This window comes from Stenotrophomonas sp. GW821-FHT01H02A (assembly GCF_059422145.1).
Genome location: NZ_JBWKWI010000019.1, coordinates 1 through 10,371, shown reverse-complemented (window position 1 = coordinate 10,371; position 10,371 = coordinate 1). Strand labels below are relative to the sequence as shown.

9 protein-coding genes are annotated in these 10,371 nt (G+C 62.4%); 3 read left to right on the top strand and 6 right to left on the bottom strand.

From position 1 onward, the window contains the following. Positions 1-7: 7 nt before the first annotated feature. The 3 genes from AC07WC_RS17625 to AC07WC_RS17615 form a co-directional block, all read right to left on the bottom strand. The gene (locus tag AC07WC_RS17625) at positions 8-298 is read right to left on the bottom strand and encodes a single-stranded DNA-binding protein (protein WP_495211152.1); all 291 of its coding nucleotides are present in this window, start codon (positions 296-298) and stop codon (positions 8-10) included. After that, positions 295-1,227, bottom strand: a complete 933-nt coding sequence (locus AC07WC_RS17620) for a rolling circle replication-associated protein (RefSeq protein ID WP_495211154.1) — start codon at positions 1,225-1,227, stop codon at positions 295-297. Before AC07WC_RS17620 ends, AC07WC_RS17625 begins: the two co-directional genes overlap by 4 nt. 101 nt (positions 1,228-1,328) lie before the next feature. Continuing rightward, on the bottom strand, positions 1,329-1,526 hold the full coding sequence (locus AC07WC_RS17615; RefSeq protein ID WP_495211151.1) for a hypothetical protein: 198 nt from the start codon (positions 1,524-1,526) through the stop codon (positions 1,329-1,331). A gap of 340 nt (positions 1,527-1,866) precedes the next feature. Between AC07WC_RS17615 and AC07WC_RS17610 the strand changes: the two genes are divergently transcribed. Beyond that, positions 1,867-2,220, top strand: a complete 354-nt coding sequence (locus AC07WC_RS17610; RefSeq protein ID WP_495211150.1) for a DUF3693 domain-containing protein — start codon at positions 1,867-1,869, stop codon at positions 2,218-2,220. Positions 2,221-2,414: 194 nt separating this feature from the next. On the opposite strand, the gene AC07WC_RS17605 is transcribed toward AC07WC_RS17610, so the two are convergent. The 3 genes from AC07WC_RS17605 to AC07WC_RS17595 form a co-directional block, all read right to left on the bottom strand. After that, positions 2,415-3,209, bottom strand: a complete 795-nt coding sequence (locus AC07WC_RS17605; protein WP_495211149.1) for a hypothetical protein — start codon at positions 3,207-3,209, stop codon at positions 2,415-2,417. Between the two features lie 212 nt (positions 3,210-3,421). Beyond that, positions 3,422-5,728 carry an ATP-binding protein gene (locus tag AC07WC_RS17600; protein ID WP_495211153.1) on the bottom strand — a complete coding sequence of 769 codons (2,307 nt, stop codon included), beginning with the start codon at positions 5,726-5,728 and terminating at the stop codon, positions 3,422-3,424. A 91-nt stretch (positions 5,729-5,819) separates the two neighbouring features. Next, positions 5,820-6,578 (bottom strand): response regulator, encoded by a 759-nt coding sequence (locus AC07WC_RS17595; protein WP_495211148.1) that lies wholly within the window; start codon positions 6,576-6,578, stop codon positions 5,820-5,822. A 601-nt stretch (positions 6,579-7,179) separates the two neighbouring features. Between AC07WC_RS17595 and AC07WC_RS17590 the strand changes: the two genes are divergently transcribed. Beyond that, complete coding sequence (locus tag AC07WC_RS17590) at positions 7,180-9,537, top strand: pectate lyase-fold domain-containing protein (protein WP_495211147.1); 2,358 nt, start codon at positions 7,180-7,182, stop codon at positions 9,535-9,537. A gap of 321 nt (positions 9,538-9,858) precedes the next feature. Continuing rightward, positions 9,859-10,371: DUF1120 domain-containing protein (locus AC07WC_RS17585; RefSeq protein ID WP_495211146.1), on the top strand; the 513-nt coding region annotated here is incomplete at its 3' end.

The window sequence follows — 10,371 nt, the reverse complement described above, 5'->3', positions numbered from 1 at the left end:
ACATGGGTTAGGCCTTGACCGGCGCAGCGCCGGGCGTGGGCGACGGGGTCAAAAGCTTGATGCGGCGACCGAATTCAAGACCACCGAACTTGCCGCTCTGGAGCGACGTGGGGCACAACTCGTAGGTGCCGACTTTGTAGGGCTGCTGGCCTTCATCGAGACCGATAGTGAACGGGAGCGGGAAGTCACCGTCACGAATGACAGCGGCCTTCTGTTCGGTGAAGTTGACAGCGGCTTTGCCGTCGCGTGCAGGGAAGCTGCGGACGGAGACGGACTCAGTGAGAATCTGGACTTTCATAGTGGGATTACCTTCCAAGCGATGGTCCGGCCGAATGCAAAAGTGACTCTCCATGGGGACGACCAGAACTCCCCGGTGAGCTTGTCGAAATAGCCGCCCTGGCACTTGCGAATGTCGGCTTCGCCGCCGAGCGCTTCACGGGCCGATACAGGGGCTTTCCACCACCGCAGTTCGCGGCGGGATTCTGTATCGAGGCCACCGCAGCCATGCGTGCGAAACCCCTTGGGGAACGCTCCAGCAATGACACTGGTGAACTTCGATGCGTACTTGGCGAGATAGCCGACCGCGTTGCGGGCTTTCTCAATCTGGCTGCTGCCGTGAGGCCACCAGCCGCGACGATCAACCTTGCCGAAGTAGATGCCTTTGGGCACCCAGATCAGGAGGTGGTAGTGGGGGCGGCCGCGCTGGGTGAGCTCGCCGACCCATAGATAACGGAACACCTCACCCGCGAACCGTCGGGCCCGAGAGACAATTCCATTGAAGTGCCCCCGCATGCGCTTAAGTAGCTCGCTAACGTCACGAGGGCCGCTATTGCTTCCGTCTCGGTAGGTGAGCGTGAGCATGTACCACGCGCCACGGCGCGATCCTTTCTTCGCTTCTTGGTCATGAAGTCGTGCACTCGTAATGACGGACTTGCGCAGCCGTTGCGCCCGCGCCAGAAGCGGGTCTATCTCGATTGACAGACGGCCGTGCTTGGGCGCGTTGTCACTTGTTTTGTAATGGACAAGCCCAAGGGCCAGCGCTTCGCGCTGGCCCTCCGGGGTCAACGCGATCGGAGCCGCTGCGAGGTACGATTTGAGCGAAGCACCCGATGCGCGCTTATTGCGCTGCATGGCCTCTGAGGCCATCTCGGTACGGCGTGCAGAGGCGTGCATCACGCCGATGGCTTCATCGAACGCGGCAAGCTCTGCGCGCGGCGCAGGCGTCATGCCGTCGAGCTTGATTCGGGCGTTCTTGCCGGTGCAGGCAGCACAAAGCCCGCCTGCGAAGAAGTAGACGGTCGGCTCGCCGCAGAAGTTGCAGTGGCCGCTCATTGGCGGGCCTCAGTACGCTGCACCCGTACGTGCCGACGATAGACGCGCAGCCAGTACCAAAACTCGCGGAGCAGATCGCGCAGCAGACCAACTAGGCCGGCACCGATAGCGGCACCCGCGAAAGATATGCAGATGATCCCGGTGGCGAACGAATCGATATCGGCCTGAGATACGACGATGGTTAAATCAGCCATTTGACTGCCCCTCGCCCATGGCCTGATGACGAATCTGGGTGGGGGTCGGAAGGAACTCGGCGCGTGCCTGGGCAACGCGGGCAGCGTCACGAATCGCGTTGGTGCCCTGCTCTTCCCTGCGGTCGATAAACCACGCAGCGAGACGAGCGATTCCGACCACAACGCTGAGCGCTGCTACGACCGCTACGGCGAACATGTATCCGTGCATCCCCTACCCCTGCCCCCTAGCCCCTAGATTCCCGCCAGCGGCCTAGGGGGACCGGCTGGCGGGTGTCCACCGCCGGTGGACATGGCGCAACGTACACTGGGGGTGGACAGGGTGTCAACACAGGGTGGACAAATGAACTTCGATCAGATTCTCGCCAGAGCCATCGAGGCCAGCGGGGCGACCTCAGATAGCGACCTCTCGCGGAAGCTGGGCGTCTCCCGTCAGGCTGTAAGCAACTGGCGGGGAGGCAAGAAATTCCCCGACACCGTGACGTGCGCGACCATAGCCGGGATCACAGGGATTCCACTCGCTCAGGTGCTGGGGGTGGTGGGCGAAGCGCGAGCGATCAGCCGTGAAGAGAAGGCTGTCTGGCGGAAGCTGGCCGCAACCGCAATGCTGGTGGCCATAAGCGTGGGAATGAGCGCCACACCTACTGCCGCAAGGGCTTCCGGATTTGAGAAAGGCCCGGTTTGTATATTATGTTAAACCTCGGCAGGTACTACTCCGGCCTGATCTGCCTCTTGCTGGCATCGCTCTTGCCTCTCCGTGGTTCCAAGGACAAGCGAGCATTGATGCATGTGCCAGTACCTAAGCGGCCCGTTCTCGGGCTGGAGCATCCACGGCAACTACCTAGTCAGCCCTGACGATGACCGGATTACCCCGCAACCATGCCAATCATTCTACCGGCCTCCAAGTAAAGGCTCTGGTAATGGAATTCCAGAATAATGGGTTCTCAGCGGCAACCCTAAGTACTGTCTGTAGGGGTTCTCCAGGAATCGAACTGCGCTGAACTCATCTTCGTCCGAACTGCCGGTGGCGACACGATAGGAAAATGTCGTGCCGGCAAGAGGAGTGTGGCCGATTTCATGGGCCAGGAGAACGTCCAGGTCGACCCCCAGGCATTCCCTTCCAAATTCATTTGACCTTAGATATTCGCGCCATTGCAGGCTGTAGGTTATGGTGTTTGTCCCCGCATATCCAGCCGAAAATGTTGGCGGGTATCCGGATTCTGGAAGAATTTGTTCAAGATGAATTTTTTCACTGCGCAGAATAGCTTGCCTGCCAATGATGCTGCCAACATCCGAACCTAAGAACCTGCTCAGTGCCAATCGAGTTTCGTCTGGAAACCCTGAACCATGGGCCTCCCAGCCTAATCTTGAGATCGAGCCATGGCTAAAAACATCATCCACATCGAACGCCTCTAAGTTAATTCGGGACGACGCCTGGGGGGAGGAGTCTCCCACTCCGTGACAAGCGCAGCCATCATCTCCAGTTCGAGAGCAGGCGTCCTGATCATGCGAGCCATAAAGATGAGATAGCTTATTTTCGTCCTCCACAAAGTCGCGACGATCCGCCACTTGAGACTCGGACGCGCCAGCACGCGTGAGGCAGACACCTTCTTGCTCAGCACTGGCAAATACTGCCAGCCCAAGGACCATTGCAAAGAGGCCGCACATCACCCTGCGGGCTCTCATGCCGCTGCCCGCGCATTCATCACGCCATCTCGCTGCGCTGCGCCGATCTCAGCCAGGCCATCAAGCTCCATGATTGTCGGGGTGCTGGTAGATCCGGCCATCTGAAATACTCGATTGGCGGGCAATCGGTGGCGTGATTGCTCCCCCATTGATTGAAAAGTCATTGGTGCGTCCAATGGGTTCGTATGGGTTCTGCATTTTCGGACGTATTGTCAGAAATTCCCTATTACTTCAACCACCGCCTGCTGCAGTTCAGTCACCAGCGCCGCCGGTGGCACGGCGCCCTCGCGCAGGCAAGTCTCCACGCTGGCAGCGGCTTCGGCCATCCCAGTGTGGCCGGCCATCTGGCCTGCGCCGTTGATCCGGTGCGCCCAGGCGTGTGCGGCTGCGAGGTCGCCCGCCTGCAAGGCAAGGTTGAGTTGCAACACGTCCCTCAGCAGGTGGGGGACCAGCAGCGCCTGCACTTCGCTCGTCACCGGCGCCGCCACTGCAGCTTCCGCCAGGTCGCTGCCAGGGTGCCGTGGTACACCCCACAAGTCCAGGATTCCGGCCAAGTCGGACCGGCGCAGGGGTTTGCGCAGCACGCCGTCCATGCCGCTGGTATCGCAGGCCTCCAGGTGAGCCGCGTCGGTGGCGGCGGAAATGGCGATGATCGGCGTTTTGACCGTGGCCATTTCGCGGCGGATGCGGCGGGTGGTTTCGTATCCATCCATGCCCGGCATATGGCAGTCCATCAGAACCAGGTCGAACCTGCCCGCAGCAAGCTCGTCCAACGCAGCGTAACCATTGTCGACCAGCGCCACCTGCACACCCAGTGATCGCAGTTGGTCGCAGATCAGCACCTGGTTGGCCGGATGGTCTTCCACCACCAGCACCCTGCCCTCATCCGCGTTGTCGAACGTTGCCGGCGAGCCGGGGGGCGGCGCTTCGGGTACCAGTGCGGCCCGCTCGCTGGGCTCGGCGGGAACGCTGAAACGTGCGGTGGTCCCCTGCCCCGGCACGCTCTCCAGCATGATCCTGCCGCCCATCAAGGTGAGCAGTTCACGGCAGATGGTCAGTCCCAGTCCGGTCCCGCCGAACTCACGGGTGGTGGACTGGTCGGCCTGCGTATAGGGCACGAACAGCCCCGCCAGCTGTGCTGGCGAAATGCCGATGCCGGTATCGGTGATGGCCACGTTGAGGCACATCGGGGCATCCGCACCGTTCTTCCGCTCGATCACCGCATCCACATGAATGCTGCCGCGGCTGGTGAACTTCACGGCGTTGCCCAGCAGGTTCGCCACGACCTGCCGCAGTCGCGTCGCATCCAGATGCAGGACCGGTGCCGCCGCGTCATCAAGCTGCAGATCAATCTGCACCCCCCTCAGGTCCGCGCGTATCCGCGCCACCCGCACTGCGTCTTCCAGCAGTGCGCGGATATCGGTCGGCCGTCGTTCCAGTGTCAGGCGGCGTGCATCGACCTTGGACAGATCCAGCACGTTGTCGAGCAGATCCATCAGGCCTTCGGCGGAGACGTGAGCGCTCTCTGCGAGGTCACGCTGGCGTGGGTCCAGGGCGGTGGACTGCAGCATCTCGATGGATCCGACCATCGCATTGATCGGCGTGCGGATCTCATGGCTCATCATCGCCAGGAAACGTGTCTTGGACTGCTCGCTGCGCCTGGCCCGGATCCGCGCCCAGCTGGCCACGTAGGTGGCGCCGGCCAACAGCACCAGCAATGTGGAGAACAGAATCACTTCCCAGCGCCGGTGCAGCAGGATCGACCGGAACGACGGTGCGCCATAATCAGAGGCCACCCCCAGCCATTGCTGTTCCAGCGCATCCGTCTGGGTGGCGGTCAACGTGGCGATCGACTTGTCGATGATCGACAACAACAGCGGATCGTCCTGATGCACCCCCATCCGCGCCAGGTACGGGGCGGCATCGGGCATGCCAGCTACACCCAGCGTTCCTATGTAACGGCGACGCAGACGGGGAAAGTACATCGCCGTGGTCCCTGCGGCCACATCTGCACGCCCCTCGGCCACCGCCTTGAGCGCATCGTCGGCCGTGGCGGCGCGCAGGATGGTGGCCCCCGGGAAAAAACGCTGGATGCCCGCTTCGGACAGGGCGCGATAACGAACCGCCACCACCTTCCCCTGCAGTGCCTCCCGGGTGTAGGCCATCGGCGCGTCGGCGCGTCCGATCAGAATGTAGGGACTGGCGAAGTACGGACGCGACCAGGCCATCTGTGCCTGTGTCGCCGGCTGCATGCCCTGCTCCGGCGCGTTGATCAGCAGGTCGATATCGCGCTTGCCGAACTGTGCCTGTGCGTCGTCCCAGCTTTCCGTGGGAACATAGTGGAAGCGCAGGCCGCTGACCTTGGCGATATGCTCGACGTAGCCGGAGAACAGCCCCGTGTAGCGCCCGTTCTGCTCGTCTTCCAGGGGCGGCAATCGAATCTCCGCCGCGAATGTGACCACCGGGTGATCGGCCACCCACTGCCGCTCGGCAGCGGTGAACTCCACCGATGCCGCCATCGCGGGCGCGGCAACGACGATCAACGCCATCAGCGTCCAACGTAAGGTCGCTCTGGTGTGACTGGCGGACGTGAATAGCTGTCGCATGCGGCTACGTGAGCTCAAGCAGGTGGCGCATGCGATGCAGATCATTGTCCGTGCGCACACCCAGCTTGCGGAAGGCCGAACGCTTCTGCGCGCTGACAGTGCTGATGGCGCGGCCAAGGCGCGCGGCGATTTCAGTGGTGCCATGGCCCTCCAGTGCTTCCAGAAGAACTTCGCGTTCGCGGGGGGTGAGCGCTTCGATCCGGATCAGGTGTTCGTCGGCAACGTACGCGGCACGGTCTTCCCGCAACTGCTGCATCATCGCCCCTTGCAGATGGATGTTTCCCCGGCACAGCGCATCGATGGCAGCAATGATATCTCCGGCCATTGAGGTTTTGGGTAGATACCCCTTGGCACCGGCCCGCATCGCGGCACGCACGACCATCGCGTTGTGTTGCGCAGACAGAACAAGCACTGGCAGGTCAGGGAAACGCTTTCGCATTGCCATCAGGAGATTGCGGCAATCCACATCTTCCGGGCTCAACGTGTAATCGACAAGGGCAACGTCGATGCGGCCGCGCTGACTGTTCAGCGCCATCAGGAATTCACGGGCAGTGAGATATGCACCGACCACCTCGATGGCAGGGTCTGCCTCAAGCATCACCTGAATGCCAAGTAGCGGCACCGGGTGATCATCCAACAGGATGATGCGTCTCGGAATTACCACGGTATCGATCGCCTTTCCTGCAGTCCGATTCCAACGCCCAGCCAATGGCCGCATCGGCCTATGGGCATACAGCGCCCATAGTTTGTAGCTAATAATCATGAGATGTCTATAGAAGGACTTTTAAGTCCTACCAGCTCTTGACCCGAACCGCGCTGCGCCGGTAGAGCCGCCAAGGTCGCCCCCTCAAAATTCGTAAGAATTCTAGTGACTTGTATAGCCCCCCCCTGGATACTCCGCGACCCGGCGATCAGCGACCAACTGCAGACTAGTGCGGCGCGTGATCCACATCAACTCCCCTTGGAATTTTTCCGTGAACGCCCCGCACCCTCGAACGAGCCGCCTGGCCATACTGATATCACTTGCGCTGAGCACGACACTCCCCCTACCGGTACGGGGAAATTCTGCCGAAGACCCTTGTCCGGAACTGCCGATTGGCGCTTCGTGCGATGAACCCCAGGGGCAATCCGGTGCCAGTGCAGCGCCGCCCACCGGCACTGCCAGGGGCTGGCTATGGGGCGGCCTGGCAGCCATCGCCGCTGGGGCGGTCGCTGCCGGGGGAGGCAGTGGAGGCAGCTCCCCTCCGATCGACCCCATTGACCCCATCAATCCAACTGACCCTGTTGATCCTGTTAATCCCATTGATCCTGTTGATCCTGGCCGCGGACAGGAGGGGGGCACATTCAGTGATGGGGATACGCTCGTGGGTGCAGGGGGCGATGTGCAATGGCATCAAGGTGTCCGCACGACGGTTGTCGGTGCAGCCAGTAATACCGGCCGACTGGCACTGTTTTCTGGCGACCTGATGATCCGGGGCGAAGGGAGGCTCGGCAACGATGGCGACCTCTCGATCAACGAGAAAGCCTCCATCTCTATTGTCGAGGATGGTAGCTTTGAAAACCACAACCTGTTCCACGTGCAGGGCCTGCTGGACCTGCGCGGTAACGCGCGTGCCACCAATCACAGTTACATGGTGGCGCTGGAGGGGGCGCTGATTGTAGTGCGCGATCGGGCGTACCTGCACAACCGCGATCAATTCCAACTTTATGGCGCATCGATGGTGCTGGAGGACAACAGCCGCTTCGTGAACGGCACGCTGGGGCGCAGTGCCAGCATGGGCATCCAGGACAGCACGATCCGCCTGGCCGGACACGCCAGGCTGGACAATTTCGGCAGCATCCTTGCGGGCGGCAACAGCCCGGACGCGGCCGTCATTCATGCCACACCCTCCGCCATTGCAGGAGATGCGGGCACGACTCAGGTGGTCACCAACAACGGGTTCATGCGCACCGTCGCACAGGCCGACACGATCCGCCTGGTTTCGGATGTGCAACGGGCTTCGATCGTCAACAATGCAGAAATGCGCAACGAGGCCAGCAGTTTCGGGGCTGGCCGTGGCTTTTCGGCCATGCACGGAGAGGGGGCGGGCGCAACGGTCTATAACCGCGGCACCATCACCGTCACCGGCACGGATGGCGTGGCGATGTCGGGGGCGCGCGGCGCCACCCTGATCAATGATGGCACCATCAATCTTGGCACCGCCTTGGCACCGGGGCGCGGCATGGTGGCGATGCATTCCGACGGCACCGCCACCCTGAACAATCGCGCCACTGGCGTGATCAATATCTATGCGTCCAACTCATACGCATTCAACATTGGCCCGGGTACTGGCAGCAGGGTGATCAACAACGGCCAGGTCAACATCTACGGGACATCCAGCTTCTATGGGGCGCACAGCCCGGTATGGCGCCCCGAGCCGGGCGAGGATCTGGCCTGGCAGGCCGAGCCGGTGGTCGTCAGCGGCTACACCGTGGGCACCAATGCAGACGGCAGCGCGGGGCACCTGATGCTGCACCACGGAGGACATCTTGCCGATGTGCGCGTGGATACCACCTTCACCCGCGGCACGGACGCCTCGGCGGTGCGGCTCACTGGCGTGTTCTCCGGCGTGGAAGGCGGCGAGCAGAACATCATCAGCACCACAGTGGCCTGGCACGCGCAGGCTGAGCGTGATAGCGACGGCAAGGTGGATGTACTGATGACCCGGAATGACTACCGGGCACTGGCCGAGACCCCGGTGCAAGGCGTTGCTGCCGCGCTGGAGGCTGGCTATGCCAGCAATGCACTGTTTCACAGCCTTGAAGTGGAGACCCTGGCACAGTTCAATCATGCACTGCGGCAGCTGTCTGGCCAAGGGTTGGTTGCGTCCAGCCTCAGGCTTGGCGCAAATGCCGATGCTTATTGGTCCAGCATGTCCCGGCTTGCACCACACGAAGGCAGCCAATGGTTGGCGTTTGGTGCGGGGAGCATGAGTCGTCATGGCGTACGGGGCGATGGCAGCGGCGCGCAGATGACCGTTCCACTTGGGGGTGACCACCACCTTCACCTGAGCAGTGGCATGCTGACATCGGAGCTGCCTGTCGAATCCGGCAGTAATCGCAGCCAGTCGCGTTTTGCGGGTGTGGGCCTGACGCAGCGACTGGGTGCATTCACGCTGCAGCACACGCTCGGCGGCGAGTGGCACCACCTTGAGGGGCACAGGATGCTGAATTGGGGGAGCAGCAATGCCCGAGCTCAGAGCCGGCGCAGGCTCTCACGCGGGCGCGCCAGCAGCAGCCTGAGTGTGGCCGTGAACGCCGGCACGTGGCAGTGGCAGCCGCGCCTGGCGATGAGTGCGCACCGCAGCCATGAGAATGCCTTTCAGGAGTCCGGTGCCGGCCTGTTTGGCCTGGCGGTGGACGCCGCGCAGGAGCGCGGCCTGCAATGGGAGGCCGGCGCTGCCTTCAGTGCGAGCCTCGGGCCGGACTGGCGCCTGCGCGGCGATGCCGCATTCATGAACGCCGTGGCCTACCGGGCACATGACCGGAATGCGTGGCTGCTTGGCGCCGATGGACAGGCCTTCAGCTTGCCTGCTGCCGCGCGGTCAGGCGCGGGTTACCGCCTGATGCTCGGCATGGACTACCGCCTCAAAGGCATGAGCATGGGCAGTTCAGTCGCCGCGCAACGGCGGCAAGGTTTCAATGATCTGCAGGCAGACCTGTCACTGCGCCTGGCGTTCTGAGTGAGGGGCAATATACCGGCCATGGGCGCAGGGCCGCGCATGCAGCGAGAGTGGTTGACATTGACCCTCATGGCGTGATAAATGGCGACCATGGAACTCCGCTCCGCCACACTCGATCCGAGTGCGGCATGGTGAATCTGGGAGGGGGGGGGGGGCGACCACCGACACCAGTCAGGCGTAATTTGCAACTCCTTCTATACTGAAGTGCGGAAAATGCCTCTAAATTGGCGCCATCGCGCTGGCTCGTCAGCAACGCGGCCACAGCGCCGAGACGGGGGGCGGGATGCTACACATCACTCATGAACCCAGCTGGAGTATACCTTGAACAAGACCCATACCCTGCTTGCCAGCGCGCTACTGTCGCTGTCGGCACTTTCCTCCGCGCATGCGGTCAATGTCATCGACCTCACCGTTGAAGGCACCATTCAACCGACCGCCTGCATCCCGACGCTGGCGGCCGGCGGCATCGTTGATTTTGGCGTGATCGCACCGTCCACCCTGAACGCCACCACCCCGACCCCGCTCGGCACTCAGACTGTGGGCCTGACTGTCACCTGTGTCGGCGCCAGCAACTGGGCGCTGCGCGGCATCGATCTGCGTGCCGCCAGCGCTGGTGCCAACGCCGATGGCCTGCGCTTCGGCCTGGGCCAGACGACGGCCAATGAGGACATCGGCTCGTACACCATCACCCTGAGCAACGTCCAGGCAGATGGCGCGGCCGCGCGTGCACTGCGCAGTAACGATGGTTTCGCAACGGTAATCGACAACGCAGGCATGTCCTCGATCGCGGGCTGGGCCAGTGCAGCGGCGCTGCCGGGTACCGACCTGCCAGTG